This is a genomic window from Halomonas sp. SpR8 (genome assembly GCF_031010195.1).
Taxonomy (GTDB): domain Bacteria; phylum Pseudomonadota; class Gammaproteobacteria; order Pseudomonadales; family Halomonadaceae; genus Vreelandella.
Genome location: NZ_JAUAMC010000001.1, coordinates 467,405 through 485,667 on the forward strand (window position 1 = coordinate 467,405; position 18,263 = coordinate 485,667).

The 18,263-nt window shown below is 54.9% G+C and carries 16 protein-coding genes; 13 read left to right on the plus strand and 3 right to left on the minus strand.

Going from position 1 to position 18,263, the window contains the following annotated elements; translation table 11 throughout:
* Positions 1-81: 81 nt before the first annotated feature.
* The 4 genes from hflK to QT230_RS02090 all read left to right on the plus strand — a co-directional run bounded on the left by hflK (position 82) and on the right by QT230_RS02090 (position 4,934).
* Positions 82-1,347 carry an FtsH protease activity modulator HflK gene (gene hflK / locus QT230_RS02075; RefSeq protein WP_308319826.1) on the plus strand — a complete coding sequence of 422 codons (1,266 nt, stop codon included), beginning with the start codon at positions 82-84 and terminating at the stop codon, positions 1,345-1,347.
* The gene (hflC, locus tag QT230_RS02080) at positions 1,348-2,244 is read left to right on the plus strand and encodes a protease modulator HflC (RefSeq protein ID WP_308319827.1); all 897 of its coding nucleotides are present in this window, start codon (positions 1,348-1,350) and stop codon (positions 2,242-2,244) included.
* Between the two features lie 198 nt (positions 2,245-2,442).
* Positions 2,443-3,639 carry an ATP phosphoribosyltransferase regulatory subunit gene (locus QT230_RS02085; RefSeq protein WP_308319828.1) on the plus strand — a complete coding sequence of 399 codons (1,197 nt, stop codon included), beginning with the start codon at positions 2,443-2,445 and terminating at the stop codon, positions 3,637-3,639.
* Positions 3,639-4,934, plus strand: a complete 1,296-nt coding sequence (locus tag QT230_RS02090) for an adenylosuccinate synthase (RefSeq protein WP_308319829.1) — start codon at positions 3,639-3,641, stop codon at positions 4,932-4,934. The genes QT230_RS02085 and QT230_RS02090 overlap by 1 nt, the downstream gene beginning before the upstream one ends.
* A gap of 106 nt (positions 4,935-5,040) precedes the next feature.
* Here QT230_RS02090 and cobO read toward each other — a convergent pair whose 3' ends face one another.
* Positions 5,041-5,640 (minus strand): cob(I)yrinic acid a,c-diamide adenosyltransferase, encoded by a 600-nt coding sequence (gene cobO, locus QT230_RS02095; protein ID WP_308319830.1) that lies wholly within the window; start codon positions 5,638-5,640, stop codon positions 5,041-5,043.
* Positions 5,641-5,821: 181 nt separating this feature from the next.
* Between cobO and QT230_RS02100 the strand changes: the two genes are divergently transcribed.
* The 4 genes from QT230_RS02100 (at position 5,822) to QT230_RS02115 (ending at position 10,922) form a co-directional block, all read left to right on the plus strand.
* Complete coding sequence (locus QT230_RS02100) at positions 5,822-6,307, plus strand: YajQ family cyclic di-GMP-binding protein (protein ID WP_308319831.1); 486 nt, start codon at positions 5,822-5,824, stop codon at positions 6,305-6,307.
* Between the two features lie 74 nt (positions 6,308-6,381).
* On the plus strand, positions 6,382-9,012 hold the full coding sequence (pepN, locus tag QT230_RS02105; protein ID WP_308319832.1) for an aminopeptidase N: 2,631 nt from the start codon (positions 6,382-6,384) through the stop codon (positions 9,010-9,012).
* A 44-nt stretch (positions 9,013-9,056) separates the two neighbouring features.
* The gene (yegS, locus tag QT230_RS02110) at positions 9,057-10,013 is read left to right on the plus strand and encodes a lipid kinase YegS (protein WP_308319833.1); all 957 of its coding nucleotides are present in this window, start codon (positions 9,057-9,059) and stop codon (positions 10,011-10,013) included.
* Positions 10,014-10,058: 45 nt separating this feature from the next.
* The gene (locus tag QT230_RS02115; RefSeq protein ID WP_308319834.1) at positions 10,059-10,922 is read left to right on the plus strand and encodes a hypothetical protein; all 864 of its coding nucleotides are present in this window, start codon (positions 10,059-10,061) and stop codon (positions 10,920-10,922) included.
* A 69-nt stretch (positions 10,923-10,991) separates the two neighbouring features.
* Here QT230_RS02115 and QT230_RS02120 read toward each other — a convergent pair whose 3' ends face one another.
* Entirely contained in the window at positions 10,992-11,195 is a 204-nt protein-coding gene (locus QT230_RS02120; RefSeq protein ID WP_007114660.1) for a cold-shock protein, read from the minus strand.
* A 133-nt stretch (positions 11,196-11,328) separates the two neighbouring features.
* On the opposite strand from QT230_RS02120, the gene QT230_RS02125 reads away from it, so the two are divergent.
* Complete coding sequence (locus QT230_RS02125) at positions 11,329-11,985, plus strand: LysE family translocator (RefSeq protein WP_308319835.1); 657 nt, start codon at positions 11,329-11,331, stop codon at positions 11,983-11,985.
* A 34-nt stretch (positions 11,986-12,019) separates the two neighbouring features.
* Here QT230_RS02125 and QT230_RS02130 read toward each other — a convergent pair whose 3' ends face one another.
* Positions 12,020-13,966 (minus strand): transglycosylase SLT domain-containing protein, encoded by a 1,947-nt coding sequence (locus tag QT230_RS02130; protein WP_308319836.1) that lies wholly within the window; start codon positions 13,964-13,966, stop codon positions 12,020-12,022.
* 138 nt (positions 13,967-14,104) lie between these two features.
* Here QT230_RS02130 and QT230_RS02135 point away from each other — a divergent pair, with 138 nt between their 5' ends.
* From QT230_RS02135 to sixA, 4 genes are all read left to right on the plus strand, one after another.
* Positions 14,105-14,437 (plus strand): YkvA family protein, encoded by a 333-nt coding sequence (locus QT230_RS02135; RefSeq protein ID WP_308319837.1) that lies wholly within the window; start codon positions 14,105-14,107, stop codon positions 14,435-14,437.
* 136 nt (positions 14,438-14,573) lie between these two features.
* Positions 14,574-16,508 carry a molecular chaperone HtpG gene (htpG, locus tag QT230_RS02140; RefSeq protein WP_308319838.1) on the plus strand — a complete coding sequence of 645 codons (1,935 nt, stop codon included), beginning with the start codon at positions 14,574-14,576 and terminating at the stop codon, positions 16,506-16,508.
* Positions 16,509-16,618: 110 nt separating this feature from the next.
* Positions 16,619-17,749 carry an NAD(P)H-dependent glycerol-3-phosphate dehydrogenase gene (locus QT230_RS02145; protein WP_308320112.1) on the plus strand — a complete coding sequence of 377 codons (1,131 nt, stop codon included), beginning with the start codon at positions 16,619-16,621 and terminating at the stop codon, positions 17,747-17,749.
* Positions 17,742-18,224, plus strand: a complete 483-nt coding sequence (gene sixA, locus QT230_RS02150; RefSeq protein ID WP_308319839.1) for a phosphohistidine phosphatase SixA — start codon at positions 17,742-17,744, stop codon at positions 18,222-18,224. Before QT230_RS02145 ends, sixA begins: the two co-directional genes overlap by 8 nt.
* The last annotated feature ends 39 nt before the right edge of the window (positions 18,225-18,263 follow it).

An 18,263-nucleotide genomic window follows, 5' to 3' on the forward strand; every position in this document is an offset into this window, starting at 1 on the left:
AAAGCAATAATATCAAAACGCAATAACGTCGTTATCAAGCGATGGCATGGGCGTTAGCGAATACCTTAGTGGAGACGAAGTATGGCCTGGAATGAGCCTGGTGGTGGCAACCAGCACGACCCTTGGAGTAGTGGCGGCCGACGCGGTGGAAGTGACGGAGACGGAAACCGTGGTGGTAACAACGGCAACGGTGGGGGTAATAAAGGGGGGAATAATCAAGGGCCTCCTGACCTGGATGAAGCGCTGAAGAAATTTCAGGATAAGCTTAATAGCATGCTAGGCGGCGGTAAGAAGGGTGGTAGTAAGAAAAGCAACGGCGGTGGTGGTAGTGGTAAAAGCCGCAACCCCTTTGCATTGCCGGGCCTGCTGATTATCGTTGCATTGGCTATCTGGGGGGCAATGGGTTTCTATCTAGTCGACCAATCTGAACGTGGCGTTGTACTACGCTTTGGTGAATTCCAGGGTGTTGTTGATCCGGGTTTGCAGTGGAATCCGCCATTGATTGACGAAGTACGAATGGTCAATGTGACGCGTGTGCGGTCATTAACCCAAACGCAGTCGATGCTGACCCGCGACGAAAATATTGTTGAAGTAGAAATTTCAGCCCAATACCAGGTCGCCAATCCGCGCGATTTCGTTCTTAACGTCCGGGATCCTGCTATTTCGATCGAGAACGCGTTGGATTCTTCGCTGCGTCACGTAGTAGGCGGTACCGATATGATCGATATCCTTACTTCGGGTCGTGAGATTTTGGGCAGCTCGGTTTCTAGCCGCTTGCAGTCCTACCTCGATAACTATGGAGCGGGTATTCGTTTACAAACTATCAACATCGAATCAACGACCGCGCCTGCGCCCGTTATTGATGCCTTCGATGACGTTATTCGTGCCCGTGAAGATCGCCAGCGTACCATTAACCAAGGTATCGCTTACGCCAACGCCATCATTCCTGAAGCGCAAGGTCAGGCGCAACGTATCGTTGAGCAGGGCCAGGGTTATCGCGAGTCGGTGGTTGCAGAAGCGCAAGGTCAGGCTAACCGCTTCAACTCGCTGCTATCTGAGTACTCCAATTCGCCGGATATTATGCGCGAACGTATGTACCTCGATACGATTGAAGAAGTATTTAGTAATTCGCCGAAGGTGTTGCTTGATGTGAGCGAAAATGCTCCGTTGATGTATCTACCACTGGATCAATTGCGTGGTGGTAATCGCAACAATTCATCGTCGAGTGATGCAAATAGCGATGAGCAGTTAGACCCCAGTGTGCTTGAGCGTTTACGCAATACTCAGGGCAGCTCTAGCTCCTCATCGAACACTAATAGTAGCTCCATTCGCAGGGAGGGCCGGTAAATGATTAATAATCGATCCCTGCTAGTTGTTGGAGGATTGGCTGCCGTTGCGTGGCTGGCGAGCAACACGCTGTACGTGGTAGACGAAACAGAGCGTGCCGTGAAGCTGCGTTTTGGTGAAGTCATTGAAGAGAATATTCAGCCTGGTTTACACACCAAGGTGCCAATTGCTCAGACGATTCGTAAGTTTGATACACGCTTGCTGACGCTGGACACTGATACCAGCCGCTATCTGACGCTTGAGCAGAAAGCGGTGATTGTTGACTCCTACGTTAAGTGGCAAGTTGTTAATCCAACGCGTTACTACGAGGCAACGGCTGGCGATGAGCTCATGGCGATTCGTTTGATTCAGCCGCGTGTAGATGAAAGTCTGCGTAATGAGTTTGGCCGCTTAAATCTTCAGGAAATCATTGCTGAACGCCGTGATGATCTTATGACCGGGCCGACCGCGGAGCTGGACGAGCTGATGCGCGAAGAGCTCGGTGTCGCCATTCGCGATATCCGTATTAAGCGTATCGATTTACCTGAGGACGTTTCAGCCGCAGTGTTTGAGCGTATGCGCTCCGAGCGTGAGCGTGAAGCTCGCGAATGGCGTGCTCAAGGTCAAGAAGAGGCCGAGCGCATTCGTGCTAACGCGGATCGTCGCCGCCAAGTACTGCTAGCCCAGGCCAATGAGCGCTCTGAAACGCTGCGCGGTGAGGGGGATGCTCAGGCCGCTGCGATCTTCTCTGAGGCTTACAGTCAGGATCAGGAGTTCTTTACCTTCTGGCGCAGCTTGGATGCCTATCGCAACAGCTTCGCCGATGACGGAAATCTGATGGTATTAGAGCCTGATAGCGATTTCTTCCGCTATTTACGTAGCGCGACGCCTGAAGAGAGTAGTGGCGACAGCGAGTAAAGCGCTGCTGGCCGGTGTCCCCGCCCTGGTTTTCCAAGTGCCTGGCGGGGTTCATCAAGGCTATAAACGTGATAGAATTTGTTGACCGGGCGTCGCCCGGTTTTTTTGTGGCCCTCGTTTAACGTTAACGTCTCCAATGAGCATGTGGTGTTAGCGATAGAATTTGTTGGGCCTTCATCGTCTTGCAGGATTGTTCACATGACCATCGCTGACCGCTGGCTGCTGCCCGACGGCATGGATGAGGTGCTTCCGCCTCAGGCAAGCCGCATGGAAGAGCTTCGCCGTGCACTGCTCGATCTCTATCAACGCTGGGGCTATGATCAGGTAATGCCGCCGCCGGTAGAGTTTCTGGACTCGCTGTTAACAGGCACCGGTAGGGATCTTGATCTCCAGACGTTTAAGCTGACCGATCAGCTAACCGGCCGTATGATGGGCGCATCTGCGGATGTAACGCCGCAAGTAGCGCGCATGGATGCCCATTCGTTAAAACGCCAGGGGCCGGTGCGTCTCTGCTACTGCACAAACGTATTGCGGGCCAAAGCGGACCAGCATCAAGGTGGGCGTAGCCCGGTACAGGTGGGCGCTGAGCTGTTTGGTCATGCGGGTCTTGAAGCTGACAGTGAAATTATTCACTTGGCGTTAGCTAGTTTGGAGGCGGCAGGGGCTAAGGAAATTCACTTAGCGCTGGGACATATCGGGATTTATCGCAGCCTGGTTGAAGCGGCAGCGCTAAGTGACGAGCAAGAGAGTGCACTATTTGAAGCGCTGGCGCTAAAATCCCCTAGTCAGTTGGCGCAATTGGTGCAGACCAGTGTCAGTGACCCGGCGTTAGCGGAGATGTTATTGGCGCTGGGTGAATTGCATGGAGGGGCGGACGTTTTAAGCCAAGCGCGCGAGCGTTTTGCGGGTGCTCCTGCGTCCGTAACGGCGGCACTGGATCAGTTAGATGCGCTGTATCAAGGCGTGTTGGCACGCTTTGACGTAGCGCTCTATTTTGATTTGGCTGAACTGCGCGGCTATCAGTACCACACGGGTATGATGTTCGCCGCCTATGTGCCGGGTTATGGGCATGCGCTCGCCAAGGGTGGACGCTACGATGATACGGGCCGCGCCTTCGGCCGCGCCCGTCCAGCGACGGGCTTCTCGATGGACCTGAAGCAGTTGGCTTCGCTGTCGATGGCGTCACCGAGTCGAGGGGCCATTTGGTCGCCTGCCAAGCAGGATGAGGCGCTTAACGCTGCCGTTGTCGCGCTGCGTGAGCAGGGGGAACGCGTGATTCAAGCGCTGCCTGGGCAGCGTACTGGGCCGGCGGAGCACGACTGTGACCGCTGTCTTGAGCTTATCGATGGTCGTTGGCAGCCAACGGCCCTGACACAAGAGACGAGTGCATCATAATGGGTAAGAATGTCGTAGTACTGGGCACCCAATGGGGTGACGAAGGCAAAGGTAAGATCGTTGATCTGCTAACTGAGTCCGCATCTGCCGTGGTGCGTTTCCAGGGTGGTCACAATGCGGGCCATACGCTGGTCATCGACGGTGAAAAAACCGTCCTTCACCTGATTCCTTCAGGTGTTCTGCGCCCAGGTACAAAGTGTGTCATCGGCAACGGTGTGGTGCTTTCACCGGAAGCGCTAATCAAAGAGATTCGTGAACTGGAAGCCAAAGGCGTGCCAGTACGTGAACGACTGCGCCTTTCGCCAGCTTGCCCGCTGATTTTGCCTTATCACGTACGTTTGGATCAGGCCCGTGAAAAAGCCCGTGGTATCGCTAAAATTGGTACCACCGGCCGCGGCATTGGACCTGCCTACGAAGACAAAGTGGCGCGCCGTAGCCTACGCTTAGGCGATATGCTGCATCGCGAGCGCTTCGCTTCCAAGCTGGGTGAAGTGCTCGACTACCACAATTTTGTGCTAGTCAACTATCACGGCGAGCCGGCGGTCGACTTCCAAGAAGTCCTCGACACTGCCATGCAGATGGCGGAAGAGTTACGCCCCATGGTCTGCGACACCGTCAGCATGGTGCACGATCTGCGCAAGGCCGGCGAGAATATTCTGTTTGAAGGGGCTCAAGGCTCGCTGCTGGATATCGACCACGGTACCTATCCTTACGTTACCAGCTCCAACACCACCGCCGGTGGGGTTGCGACCGGCTCTGGTGTTGGGCCGCTCTATTTGGACTATGTCTTGGGGATTACCAAAGCGTACACAACGCGCGTTGGTTCTGGCCCATTTCCCACCGAGCTTTTCGACGTTGACGGCCGCCATCTGGCCGAGCGTGGTCATGAATTTGGCGCGACCACGGGTCGTGCGCGTCGCTGTGGGTGGTTTGACGCCGTGGCGCTACGTCACGCGGTACAAATCAACTCGGTATCCGGTATCTGTTTGACCAAACTGGATGTATTGGACGGACTAGAAAATATCCGTGTCTGTGTGGGCTATCGCAGCAAAGATGGTGAAGTGATGGATAACCCGGTGGATTCCGAAGGCTTTGAAGCCATTGAGCCGCTTTATGAGGACTTGCCCGGCTGGAAAGAGTCGACTCTCGGCGCTAAATGTGTAGAGGATTTGCCTGCCAACGCTCGCGCTTACATCAGCTACCTTGAGCAGCAGGTGGGCACCAGCATCGATATTATTTCCACCGGCCCAGACCGTATGGAAACCATCATCCTGCGTAATCCGTTCGACAGCTAAGAGTGATGTAAGCTGATTCGGGTGAGTGGAATGGAAGGGGCAGCTTGGTTGAGGGGCAACTTAGTTGCCCCTTTTTGCATGTATAGCTTGCATGTATTGACGGTGGCTAAAAGTCGATGCCGCGGCGCGCTTGTAGCCCGTTATTGAAGGCGTGGCGAACTTCCTGCATTTCGGTTACCGTGTCGGCCATAGCGACGAGTTCGCGGTGGGCATTGCGTCCGGTAATGATGACCGTCTGCTCCGTTGGGCGATTCTCCAGTGCTCGTTTAACCGTGTCGATCTCCAGGTAGCCAAATTTCAGCATGTAAGTGATTTCATCGAGCACCACTAGATAGGTGTCGGGCGCGGCCAGCATTCGCTCAGCTTCTTTCCACACGGCGTGGCAGGCGTCGGTATCCGCTTGGCGATTTTGGGTGTCCCAGGTAAAACCGGTCGCCATGATCGCCACTTCCAAATTGGCATCCTCTTCTAAACGGTTGCGTTCGCCACACTCCCATAACCCTTTAATAAACTGCACCACGCCTACTTTATAGCCGTAACCTAAAGCTCGGGTAACCGTCCCCCAGGCTGCGGTGGTTTTGCCTTTACCATTGCCTGTATTAATAATGATTTGGCCGCGTTGTTCGTCAGCACTGGCGACTTTTTCGTCTACGCGCGCTTTAAGTTTCTGCATCGATGCTTTATGGCGGGTGTCACGGTCACTCATAGAGTCTCCTAAGGATGCGCTTTAGAGTATATTTTGAATAAATCTTGTATAGAAAATTGTCGATTAAAATTAACAATGGGTTCAGTAATTTTGCCTTAAAAGAAGAGAAAAACAACAGAATTGGCCCCTAGGGGTCTCGCTGCTCTAGAATAGGGGGTCATGTCTTGTCAGGAATCACATCATGCCCTCATTTGATATTGTCTCAGAGTTCGATAAACACGAAGGCGCCAACGCCGTCGATCAAGCCAACCGAGAAGTGCAGTCACGGTTTGATTTTAAAGGCGTCGATGCCAGCTTCACCCTTGAAGGCGACAAAGTGCAGCTCGAGGCGGAAGTTGATTTCCAGCTCAAACAAATGCTCGATGTACTGCGCGCACGTCTTATTGCCCGTGGCATTGACGCTCGCTGCATGGACGTTCAAGACCCGATACTCTCCGGCGTGAAAGCGCGTCAGGAAGTCGCTCTCAAGGAGGGGCTTGATGCGGCCGAGGCCAAAGATGTGGTCAAACGTATCAAAGCCAGCAAGCTCAAAGTACAGGCACAAATTCAGGGTGAGAAGGTGCGTGTCACGGGTAAGAAGCGCGACGATTTACAAGCTGTGATGGCGCTGCTGCGCGGCGAGGAGGGACCTGACTTGCCACTCCAGTTCGATAACTTCCGCGACTAAGCCGCTGGTATTGGTATTCAGCTGTCGAACATTTTTTATTATGTAATATTCGTTTTATACAGGAGTCACGCACTATGTCTGATCCGCAGCCGGTTTATTTAAGCGACTACCAGCCACCCGCTTATCGGGTAACCCATACCGAGCTGACGTTTGATCTTGACCCCGCCGCGACCCGTGTGAAAGCGCGACTTTTAATCGAGCGTCATGCCGAGGCTGACGCGGATGCGCCGCTGGTATTAAACGGCGAACACTTGACGTTGATCTCTCTGGCGATTGATGAAGCGCCGTTAGCGGAGGCTGCTTACCAAATGGATGCAGAGAGTCTGCGCATCGCCAAGGTTCCCCAGCGATTTGTATTGGAGAGCGAAGTTGAGATCGCCCCTCAGGAGAACACGGCATTGGAGGGGCTGTATCAATCCAACGGCATGTACTGCACCCAGTGCGAAGCCGAAGGCTTTCGGCGCATTACTTTTTACCCAGATCGCCCGGACGTCATGGCGACTTTCAAGGTCACGGTGATCGGCGACCAGCAGCATGAACCGGTTTTACTGGCAAACGGCAACCCGATAGAGCGCGGCGAGCTGGACGGCGGTCGTCACTTTGCCATCTGGGAAGACCCGCACCCCAAGCCCTGCTACCTGTTTGCGCTGGTGGCAGGCAACCTGCATAGCGTAGAAGATCACTTTACCACCATGAGCGGGCGTGACGTGACGCTGCAGATTTGGGTGGAAAAAGACAACCTGGATAAAACCGAACATGCCATGGCCTCGTTAAAGCGCGCCATGGAGTGGGACGAGCAGGCGTACGGTCGCGAGTACGACCTGGATCTATTTATGATCGTGGCCGTCAATGACTTCAATATGGGGGCGATGGAGAACAAGGGCCTCAATATCTTTAACTCTGCGGCGGTATTGACGCATCCTCAGACAGCCACTGATGCTGCTTTTCAGAGTGTCGAAGGTATCGTTGCCCACGAATATTTTCACAACTGGTCGGGCAATCGCGTCACCTGCCGCGACTGGTTTCAGCTCTCGCTGAAAGAGGGTTTTACGGTCTTTCGTGACCAGTGCTTTTCGGCGGATGCCAATTCAGCGCCGGTTAAGCGCATCCAGGATGTGTCCTTTTTCCGCACCGCCCAGTTTGCCGAAGATGCCGGTCCCACGGCGCATCCGATTCGCCCTGACCACTATATTGAAATTACCAACTTCTACACCCTGACGATTTATGAGAAAGGGGCGGAAGTCGTCCGCATGCTGCGTAACTTAGTGGGGGAGGAGACGTTTCGGCGCGGTTCAGACCTCTATTTTGAGCGCTTCGACGGTCAAGCGGTAACCATTGAAGAGTTCGTCGGCTGTATGGCGGAAGTTTCCGGTGAAGATTTTAGCCAGTTTATGCGCTGGTACTCCCAGGCGGGAACACCGGACATTGATGCCCACGGCGAGTATGACTACGTGCACGGCGAGTACCACTTAACGCTGCGTCAGCGCACGCCTGCAACGCCAGGCCAGACGGAGAAGCTGCCGCTGCATATCCCGGTGCGTATGGGCTTGGTGGGCACCAAATCGGGCCAGGATCTAACCTTAACGCTCAATGGCGAAAAAATAGGCAAAGATGCGGTCATTCACCTGCGTGACGGCGAGCAGACGTTTGTGTTTACTGATGTTGCCGAAGCGCCAGTGCCCTCTTTGCTACGCGAATTCTCCGCGCCGGTGAAGATCCATTACCCTTACTCACGGGAAGATCTCGCCTTCTTGTTGACCCATGACAGCGATGGCTTCAATCGCTGGGATGCGGGCCAGCGGCTGGCACTACTGGCCCTGGATGACTTGATTGCCGCCCATCGCAATGGGGTTGAAAAGGTCATGGACAGCCGCGTTGTGGATGCCTTTAAAGCACTGCTGAACGGGCCAATGAGTGATAAGGCAGTCTTGGCAGAGATGCTGACGTTGCCTTCTGAAGCCTATATCGCCGAGCAGCAGCCTATTGTCGATGTTGATGCCATACACGCGGCGCGTGAGTTTGTGCGTCAGTCGTTAGCCATGGCGCTGCGCGATGAGTTTGCTGCCATCTACGAAGCCAATATGTCTGAAGAAGGGTACGCGCCGACCCCGGAGCAAATTGCCCAGCGTAGTCTAAAAAACGTGGCGCTCGCTTATCTAATGTCAATCGAGGATGAGCAGGGCTTGGCCTGGTGTGAGGCGCAATTCGCGGCTGACCACAATATGACCGATGTGCGTCAAGCGCTGACACAGCTAGTGCACAGTGACCGCGATGACCTTGCGTCACCCGCCTTGAAGGCGTTCGGAGAGAAATGGGCCCATGACCCGCTGGTGATGGATCAATGGTTCACCGTACAGGTATCGCGCCCTCAACCGGATGTACTTGAGCGGGTCAAGTATCTGATGCAGCACCCCGCATTTTCGCTCAAAAATCCCAACCGAGTCCGCGCCTTGATAGGGGCCTTTGCTCAGAACCGAGTGAATTTCCACCGTTTGGATGGCCAAGGCTACCAATTGCTGGCCGATGTGGTCATTGAACTTAATCGACTTAATCCAGAGATTGCAGCGCGGCTTATCACTCCGCTAACCCGCTGGCAGCGCTTTGATGAAACCCGTCAAGCATTGATGCGGTCGGAGCTTGAGCGCATTAAGCAACAGCCGCTATCGGCAAATGTTTACGAGGTGGTCGAAAAGGCATTGGCATAAGGTATTGCTATCAACTATGTGTCCTAAGGAAAGGAATAACAACAGTGACAGATTCTCAGCAACACTATTTACTGATTATTAATGGTAAATCCGCCGGTAATCCGGCATTGCGTGAAGCAGTCGATGCGCAACGTCAGGCAGGGATGCTGATTACTGTTCGCGCTACCTGGGAAGGGGGCGATGCGGCTGATATTGCTGAGCAATCTGACGCCATGGGGATCACCCATGTGATTGCCTGTGGTGGTGATGGCACCGTCAGCGAGGTCATGAATGGGCTAATGCGCTTGCCCCATGACCGACGACCTGTGTTGGGCATTGTGCCATTAGGCAGTGCCAATGATTTTGCTACCTCGGTCGGCCTGCCGCTGGAGCCAGGCGAGGCTTTGGCTGCAGTAAGGGAGCTAAGCGCCTATCCTATTGATGTTGTGCGCGTGACCGCAGGTGCCGGTGATAAGTCAGCCACCAGCTACTATATCAATATGACCACCGGTGGGTTTGGCGCTGAAGTGACGTCAACGACACCGAAAACCTTAAAGCGGTTGCTCGGAGGCGGAGCTTACTCCGTAATGGGGGCGCTTAAAGCGTGGCGCCATCGTAGCTATCGCGGCACGCTGCATTGGGATGAGAAAGAGGAGAACGCATCGCTGTTGCTACTGGCGCTGGGCAATGGCCGCCAATCAGGCGGTGGCCAAGTGCTGGGGCCGCGTGCCAAGCTGGATGATGGTCGTCTGGACGTACTGCTGGTCAAAGACTTTCGGTCAGTAACCGAGCTGACCAGGCTTATCAACGAACTGCAAAACTTTCCCTATGACGGGCGATTTGTGCGCTATTTCACTACTACCCAACTGACGTTGACCACTCAGCCGAATGATTCACCCTGGCCACTCACGCTAGATGGCGAGGCGCGCTATTACGATCAGTTCTGCGCGGAAGTAGTACCCCTTGCGTTGCGTGTATTACTGCCCGAGGAGTGCCCGTTGCTCTCCTTCAATCGGCCATAACATACTGGATTTAGATTTTTTTACGTTATAAAGGAGAAGAATCAAATGGCAAATCGCGTGTGGATACCCGCACTCGCCGTCGTGGCTCTATTGCTTAGTGCCTGCGGAGACTCCCAGGATGATCCTACAGTGACACCCGGTGAGGATTCTGCGGTGACGGATGAAGAGACCGCTCGCGACGAGGGGGCGAGTGAGGAAGAGGCACCGGACGCCGCTGAAAACGCGGCAGACATGTCCAGTCCCGAAGAAGTGGAGGATGATATTGAAGCACGCCAGGTCGCTGAAGAGCTTGAGCGAGCGGAAGCATTAAGCGAGAACGACACCCAGTCTAATGGCGTTGCGTCTAGTGACAGTGCGACGGCTGGCGGAGAGGAAGTTGACGCTGGAGAAGATACGCTGGCAGCTAATCCTGAAGATGTGCTCGATGAAGAGGGTGCTATGCCGGGTGAGGCCACCCGTTCTGATGTGGATGACATCATCGCCGAAAACGAACGCCGTTTCGAAGAGGCCGAGCAGCGTTTGGAAGAGCAGTTTCAGGAAGTTGAGCAGCAGGCGCCAACATTAGAGCCGATGGAAAGTGGGGACGTCTCGCCGAGTTGGGATACCGAAAGCAGTTTGCCAGAGCAGACGCCGTTGCAAGATGATCGCGAGACAACCGATGTTGACGCCTTGATTGAGGATACCGAACGCCGCTTTGAGGAGGCTCAGCAGCGGCTTGAAGAGCAGTTTCAAGAGTTGGAAAATCGACAGTCCGTGAGTGGCGCGGTAGTTGAACCGTCAGGCGAACTTGATAGCATTGTCCCTGATAACGGTGATTCTGACAGCAATGATCCTGGTAACCGTGACGCTGAAAGTAGTGAACCTAGCCAGGAAGTCGATGCCAGTGATGAATCGCGGGGTGAGGGGTGACGCTTGAGCATTTATCATTAGGCAATAAAAAAGGCCCGCTAATGCGGGCCTTTGTCCATCCGTGAGCAATTAAGCGGGGCGGATGTTGGAAGCCTGAAGGCCTTTTTTACCCTGAGTCACTTCAAAGCTGACTTTTTGACCATCTTGCAGGGTCTTGAAGCCTTCAGCTTGAATTTCGGAGAAGTGGGCAAACAGATCGTCTCCGCCGTCATCAGGAGAGATGAAGCCGAAGCCTTTAGTATCGTTGAACCACTTAACAGTGCCAGTTGCCATTTTCTATTTCCTTAACATGCTTAGTAATCACGGGCAACTCAATTGTCCACCCGCTACAATTACTCTAGATGCAAACGCGGCTGTCGTCCAGCGACATTCCTAAGATTTTTTATTTCGTTGCGAGCAGGCTTATATGATCGAGTTGGGTTTTATTGATGCGCAGTTTATTTCCTTTTTGGTAGCGATCACGCTGCTAACGATCAGCCCCGGGGTCGATACGCTGCTGGTGATTCGTAATACGGCACGCGGGGGGATCCGCGATGGCATTACCACCAGTGTGGCGATCTGCTTTGGCCTGTTTGTGCACGCCACGATTTCTGCGTTGGGCATCTCGCTGATTTTGCTGCAATCGGCCTGGGCGTTTCATATGCTGAAACTGGTGGGGGCGGGCTATCTCATTTGGCTGGGGATCACCAGTTTGCTGGCAGCGCGTCGCGGGCAGCCGCTACCGGTTAATGGCGTGCTAGCAGGTACGCCTGCTGTTTCTCGCTGGCAGCCGGTCAAAGAGGGCTTTTTGTCCAATGTGTTGAATCCTAAAACCGTGGTGTTTTATATGGCCTTTCTGCCTCAGTTTATTGCGCCCGGTGACCCTGCGTTACTGAAGTCGCTATGGCTGGCAGGGGTGCACTTTATAATCGCCAATATTTGGCAAATCGGTGTCGTGCTAATGGTGGGTAGTGCTGGTAAGTGGTTGGCCAGCGCACGCTTTGCACAAACTCTAAACGCCGCTACGGGGGCGGTCTTGGTGGTGTTTGGTCTTCGCCTGGCATTAACACAGCGCCCGGTATAACCCGGACGCTGGAATGTGGTAAGTAGAGGAGGGCCTAGCGGCGGGCGAGCAAGGCTCGGTCGTAGCGTACCTGCTGTTCGTTATCACTGAGCAGCGAAACGCCTTCGCTACTGCCACCGTTGGCCAGGCTCTCAAAAATGACCCGATAAGCCAGTACGGCCTGAACGTAGTCACGGGTTTCGCGAAAAGGAATGCTTTCTACGAATAGATCAAACGCCTCTACACCATCCCCCAGCCATTGGTCGACACGACCTGGGCCAGCATTGTATGCCGCGGCTGCGGCTAGGCGGTTGCCTTGGTAGCGTTGCAGCTTATCACGTAGGTAAGTGCTGCCCAGGCGAATATTAAGTTCTGGGTCTAGGACGCCGTAGGGACCTGGATCACTGATGCCCAGCTCGCGGCTAACTTGGCTCGCGGTGCCGGGCATTAACTGCATTAAGCCCCGCGCACCGGCTGGTGAAAGCGCATTAGGGTTATAAGCGCTTTCACGCCGGGTAATGGCCATCAACAGATAAGGATCAACGCCAGTGAGGCGGCCCCAGTGCTGGAAGCTATCGTGGTAGGCCTGAGGAAAGCGCCAGTCCAAGGCATCCCAAAGTTCGCCAGCAATGGTGGTTTGCACTAACCGCGCATGCCACTGCTGTTGGGCAGCATAATCGGCCAATTCCCTGGCCTGCTGGGGTGAACTCTGAACCGCGTGTAGCCACTCGCTATTGGCAAGCCCGTCTTCACCAATGCGAAGCAGGGCTTCGGTGCGCTGCACGGCGGGAAGTTGCGCAATACGTTGCCGTGACGCTTCGTCATAATGGTTGCGTTCAAGATTCAACCGGTAGGGTTGGCCAATTTTTTCTGCCGCTGCAAAACCGTAGAAACTGCGATCCTGCGCGGCCTTCTGATAGCGCGCTTCGGCGGCTGCCTGGTTGCCAAGCTGCCCGTTGGCGCGGCCCAGCCAATACTGCCAACGGCTATTTTCCTGCTGGATTGTCGGCATTTCAGCAATCCAGTGGATCACCCCGTTCCAGTCACGGTTAGCAAGCGCATGGCGTACACGCAGCTCTAACACCCGCTCGCTCTCAAGTGTCGGTAATGCCCCGTCGACCCAACTAAGCGTGCCGGGCACATCCCGCACTAAAGCGTAAAAGGCCAGTTCCTCTTCGATGGCCTGCCGGTCACTAGGGAGCAGGTTTAAGCGCGATGAGAGCGTCTGCCAGGCAGCAAAGGCTGCCGGAGTATCTTCACGGGTGTAGCGCTGCATGGCGGCCCGGTAGAAGCTGGCCGTGGCGGCACACTCCGGACCCAGGCAAGTGGGTGCCTGGGTAATGGCGCTGCTGCGTGCGGTTACGCTGTCGACGGTATCCAGGGCGGTTTGCCACTGGCCGCTTAATAGCCCGCCCAGATAGCTTGAGAGGCGTGTTTCGCCCGCCTGCCAAGCGAGCATTTTGCGCTCCCAAATAGCCGTGGCGTCGATAGTGCCGTTGGCCCGCAGGCGTTCAAATAGTGGGTCGCAGGCGTCCGGCTGAGAGCTGCCGACGCGCCATAAGTCCAGCCCGGCTTCGCTTGCCACCTGGGGCTGAGTGGCGAGCAGCGCGGTGTAGTAGTGGCACTGGCGAGCGGTGCCCGCCGGTTCACCGTCGGCCACCGCGAGCAGGTCGCTATAGCGCCCTGCGTGACCATACTTGGCGATCGCTTGACCACGCATCCAGCCCGCTAACGGAGAGTCAGCATATTGATCAATGAATTGCTGTACTCTGTCGGGGGAGACATGGGGTAGTTGCCCCCTTATGCGGTGGTACTCCACGTAGCCCCGCAGCGGGTGGTCTTCGATGGAGCGTTCATCAACCCGCGACCACTGTTGCTCCCTTGCGGCAGCGAGAGCGTCACGTAACTCACTGTCTGAAGCGCCCCAGGAAAACGCGGGTAACCCCGCCAGCAATGCGGTACATAGCACGCGGGCGGTATGGCGAAATGGCAAAACCAACATGGTGCTCTCTCTCTATCGATCGGTGTCACTTTATCTGGGCTTGGGGGCTGCCCGCCTAGTTTGCTGAGTAACCGCTATACTGAACGAGTACCCGCAGTCATGATCTGACCGCCCAGATACTTAAAGGATCTAATTACGATGGCCCCATTATCCACTTGGTGGTTCTTACGTCGACTCAAATCCCGTGTTTGGGCGACAAAACGCATTGTGCGTGCGTTAAAGCTGTTTATACCCATGACACGTGACGTGATCCGTGGCGATTTTCGGCCTACTCCCTGGTCGGCTTTTGGCATGATGGCATTAGCGCTGGGCTATTTGGTAATGCCTTTTGATCTGATCCCCGATTTTCTGATGCTCATCGGTGTTGTGGACGACGTATTGATAGTCGGCTGGCTGCTCAATCGTATCGATCAACGCCTGGAAGGCTATCGGGCCTGGAAATATAGCGATCCCGATGTGACGCCTTCTTAATGTTGTCGACTTGTTAATCCCTGCTGCTTGAAAAATCTCTGCTTAGCCCCATATCAAGACCACGAAACCACTTTAAGCCCCCTGCCAGTATAATGCAGGGGTAGTTGACTCAACGTGATTGATAAGGGCTAAGCGCATGACTACTGCTACCCACGACCAAACGACAGATAATCAAGCCAACCACGAAGAAACCCTTGGCTTTCAGACTGAAGTTAAGCAGCTGCTGAATTTAATGATTCACTCCCTGTACTCCAACCGGGAGATTTTTCTACGCGAGCTTATTTCAAACGCGGCAGATGCTTGTGACAAGCTACGCTACGCGGCGCTTGATAACGATGCGCTCTACGAAGGCGACAGCGAACTGCGTATCGAAATCGAACATGATAAAAAGGCCAACACCATCACCCTGCGTGATAACGGTGTGGGTATGAACCGTGAAGACGTGATCGCCAACTTGGGCACCATCGCGCGCTCCGGTACTGCCGAGTTTCTCAAGCAGCTTTCCGGCGAGCAACAGAAAGATGCCAAATTAATTGGCCAGTTCGGCGTTGGTTTCTACTCAGGCTTTATTGTCGCTGATGAAATTACCGTGCGTACTCGCAAAGCGGGCACTGAAGCTGCCGAAGGCGTTGAGTGGCGCTCCAAAGGGGAGGGCGAGTTTACCGTTGCCGATATCGAGCGTGCTCAGCACGGCACGGAAATCACGCTGCACCTGAAAGAGGACGCCAAAGAGTTTGCCGACGACTATCGGCTACAGGGCTTAGTGCGCAAGTATTCGGATCATATCGAAGTGCCTGTGCGCATGCCGAAAACCGAAACGGCCAAGGACGATGAGGGCAATCCCATCGAAGGTAGTGAAGTGACTACCTGGGAAACTGTTAACGAGGCGACGGCGCTATGGTCGCGTCCCAAGAGCGAGGTTTCCGACGACGAGTACAAGGCGTTCTATAAGCACGTTGCCCACGATTTTTCTGACCCGCTGACCTGGAGTCACAACAAGGTCGAAGGCAAGCTTGAGTACACCAGCCTGCTCTATGTGCCGGGTCGCGCGCCCTTTGATCTGTTTGAGCGCGACGGTGCCCGAGGCGTCAAGCTCTACGTCCAGCGCGTGTTTATCATGGATGACGCCGAGCAGTTCCTGCCGCTCTATCTGCGCTTTATCAAAGGCGTATTGGATACCCGCGAACTGTCGCTCAACGTCTCCCGCGAACTGCTCCAGCAGGATCCCAAGGTCGACAAAATCAAATCGGCGCTCACCAAGCGCGGTTTGGATATGCTCAAGAAGCTGGCCAAAGATAAAGAGCAGTATCAAACCTTCTGGAATACCTTCGGTAGCGTATTGAAAGAAGGGCCGGGTGAAGACCCCTCCAACCGCGAGAAAATCGCTGGCTTGTTGCGCTTTGCCTCAACCCATAGCGATACGGCTGCTCAGGAGCATGCGCTGGCAGACTACGTTGAGCGCATGAAAGAGGGCCAGCAGAAGATTTATTACGTGGTGGCGGATAGCTTCAACGCGGCCAAAAACAGCCCGCACCTGGAAATCTTCCGCAAAAAAGGTATCGAAGTACTATTGCTATCTGACCGTATCGACGAGTGGCTAATGAGCCATCTCACCGAGTTCGACGGCAAGACCTTTGCTGATGTGGCCAAGGGCGAGCTTGACCTCGGCGATGTGGAAGACGAAGAAGAGAAAAAAGCCCAGGAAGAGACCGCCAAAGCCAAAGAGGATCTGGTCAAGCGTGTTAAAGAAGCGTTGGGTGATGGTGTTCAAGAGGTCAAAGTGACTCACCGCCTCACCGACTCACCGGCCTGCGTGGTGCTGCCAGAACATGAGATGGGCTACCAGATGCGCCGCATTATGGAAGCCGCTGGTCAGCCGCTGCCTGAAGTAAAACCGATTCTGGAGCTTAATCCAGACCATGCACTGGTGGCGCGTCTGGAGGGGGCTGAAGGCGACCTGTTTGGTCAGTTAGCGCATATACTGCTGGATCAGGCAATTATCGCCGAAGGCGGTCACTTGGACGACCCTGCCGCCTATGTGAAGCGTCTGAATAGCGTTTTGACGGCCTAATAATCTACGCTGCGCTAACGACGACGGCCCGCTTGGTTAACCCCAGCGGGCCGTCTGTTTTGATAGAGTAGGGTGATACGTTCTGCACGACTTCTTAGGACACTATTATGATGGCTGAGCAGCAAACCAACGGTGCAGTGCCCGCTCGCGTAGCGGTACTGGGGGGCGGTAGTTTTGGTACGGCGCTGGCGAGCATTGCCGCCGACAACGGTGCGCGTGTTCGTCAGTGGATGCGTGATGAGGCGTTGGTCACGCAAATTAATCAGGAGCATCGTAACGGCCGCTATCTGCCGCATTATGCTATGAATCCGGCCGTGGAAGCCTCGACCGATCTTCAAGCCGTGCTGGCTGACGCTGAACTAGTGCTGATCGCGATCCCATCAAAGGCCTTTCGCAGCGTCGTGCAAGCGGCGAAAGCGTGGCTTAGGCCAGAGCAGATCCTGGTCAGTACCACCAAAGGGATCGAACAGGACGGCTTTCTGCTGATGAGCCAAGTGCTTGAGCAGGAGACGGGCTATAGCCATATTGGAGTGATTGCCGGCCCCAATTTGGCCTCTGAAATAGCCGATAAACAGCTAACTGCCACGGTGATTGCCAGTGCAGATCCATTGACCCGTACGCGGGTTCAGCAGGTATTGGGCTGCCGTTATTTTCGCGTTTACGCCAGCGATGACCGCCATGGCGTTGAGCTGGGTGGTGCGCTGAAAAATATTTATGCGATTGCCGCCGGTATGGCGGCGGCGCTGGGCATGGGCGAAAACACTCGCAGCATGTTAATGACCCGTGCCTTGGCAGAGATGAGCCGCTTTGCCGTTGCCCAAGGCGCCAATCCGATGACTTTTTTGGGTTTAGCAGGCGTGGGCGATTTAATCGTCACCTGCTCCTCTAACCTGTCGCGCAATTACCGGGTCGGCTACGCCATGGGCGAAGGCCGCACGCTGGAAGAGGCCGTAGATGCCCTTGGTCAAGTCGCGGAAGGCGTGAATACCGTTAAGCTGGTGTGCGCTAAAGCGAGTGAAATGGGCGTTTATATGCCGCTGGCAGAAGGCCTCAATCACGTGCTGTTTGACGGTGTGCCTGCCCAGGAGATGGCGCGAACCCTGATGATGGGCGAGCAGAGCAGCGACGTAGAGTTTATCTTGCCCCGCGAAGCCGTACAGCAGGCCCATCGGGATCAATCTCATCACAACCAAGTTTCTAAGGACCAAGCTTCTAAAGACAGTGGAGGCAGGAATGGCTGATGTGTTGATTATGCGCCACGGCGAGGCCGCGCCGGGGTATCCCGACCAGGCTCGTCGTTTGACGCCTCACGGCGAGCTGGAAGCCGAAAAAATGGCGCGCTGGCTGGTCGGACGTATCGCTGCAGGTGAGCTGCCAGTGCCGAGGATTTATGCCAGCCCCTATGCGCGGGCGCAGCAAACCGCCCAAAGGCTCTGCGATGCGTTGGGAACGCCGCTTGAAACGCTGGATTTTATCACCCCAGATGACTCCCCCCGTGCGGTAAGCGACTGGCTACTTGAGCAGCCTGAGGGCGCGCCAATAATACTGGTCAGCCATATGCCGTTGGTGGGAGAGTTGGCGGGGTTGTTGGTAGAAGGCAGCCCGGCGCAGGGGGTTGGTTTCCCTACCGCCGCCATCGCCGAGTTTGAGGCTGAGGTATGGGCGGCGAGGTGTGCGCAGTTGAAGCGCTTTACCCAGCCCAGCCAGTTGCCCTAGTTCAGATTTGTACTATTAAAAAAATGGCTGCCTGAGCAG

What these genes read in the sequence shown, in the direction of transcription:
- hflK (WP_308319826.1), top strand. Translation starts at nt 82, where the DNA reads ATGGCCTGGAATGAGCCTGGTGGTGGCAACCAGCACGACCCTTGGAGT.
- hflC (WP_308319827.1), top strand. Translation starts at nt 1,348, where the DNA reads ATGATTAATAATCGATCCCTGCTAGTTGTTGGAGGATTGGCTGCCGTT.
- QT230_RS02085 (WP_308319828.1), top strand. Translation starts at nt 2,443, where the DNA reads ATGACCATCGCTGACCGCTGGCTGCTGCCCGACGGCATGGATGAGGTG.
- QT230_RS02090 (WP_308319829.1), top strand. Translation starts at nt 3,639, where the DNA reads ATGGGTAAGAATGTCGTAGTACTGGGCACCCAATGGGGTGACGAAGGC.
- cobO (WP_308319830.1), bottom strand. Translation starts at nt 5,640, where the DNA reads ATGAGTGACCGTGACACCCGCCATAAAGCATCGATGCAGAAACTTAAA.
- QT230_RS02100 (WP_308319831.1), top strand. Translation starts at nt 5,822, where the DNA reads ATGCCCTCATTTGATATTGTCTCAGAGTTCGATAAACACGAAGGCGCC.
- pepN (WP_308319832.1), top strand. Translation starts at nt 6,382, where the DNA reads ATGTCTGATCCGCAGCCGGTTTATTTAAGCGACTACCAGCCACCCGCT.
- QT230_RS02115 (WP_308319834.1), top strand. Translation starts at nt 10,059, where the DNA reads ATGGCAAATCGCGTGTGGATACCCGCACTCGCCGTCGTGGCTCTATTG.
- QT230_RS02120 (WP_007114660.1), bottom strand. Translation starts at nt 11,195, where the DNA reads ATGGCAACTGGCACTGTTAAGTGGTTCAACGATACTAAAGGCTTCGGC.
- QT230_RS02125 (WP_308319835.1), top strand. Translation starts at nt 11,329, where the DNA reads ATGATCGAGTTGGGTTTTATTGATGCGCAGTTTATTTCCTTTTTGGTA.
- QT230_RS02130 (WP_308319836.1), bottom strand. Translation starts at nt 13,966, where the DNA reads ATGTTGGTTTTGCCATTTCGCCATACCGCCCGCGTGCTATGTACCGCA.
- QT230_RS02135 (WP_308319837.1), top strand. Translation starts at nt 14,105, where the DNA reads ATGGCCCCATTATCCACTTGGTGGTTCTTACGTCGACTCAAATCCCGT.
- htpG (WP_308319838.1), top strand. Translation starts at nt 14,574, where the DNA reads ATGACTACTGCTACCCACGACCAAACGACAGATAATCAAGCCAACCAC.
- QT230_RS02145 (WP_308320112.1), top strand. Translation starts at nt 16,619, where the DNA reads ATGGCTGAGCAGCAAACCAACGGTGCAGTGCCCGCTCGCGTAGCGGTA.
- sixA (WP_308319839.1), top strand. Translation starts at nt 17,742, where the DNA reads ATGGCTGATGTGTTGATTATGCGCCACGGCGAGGCCGCGCCGGGGTAT.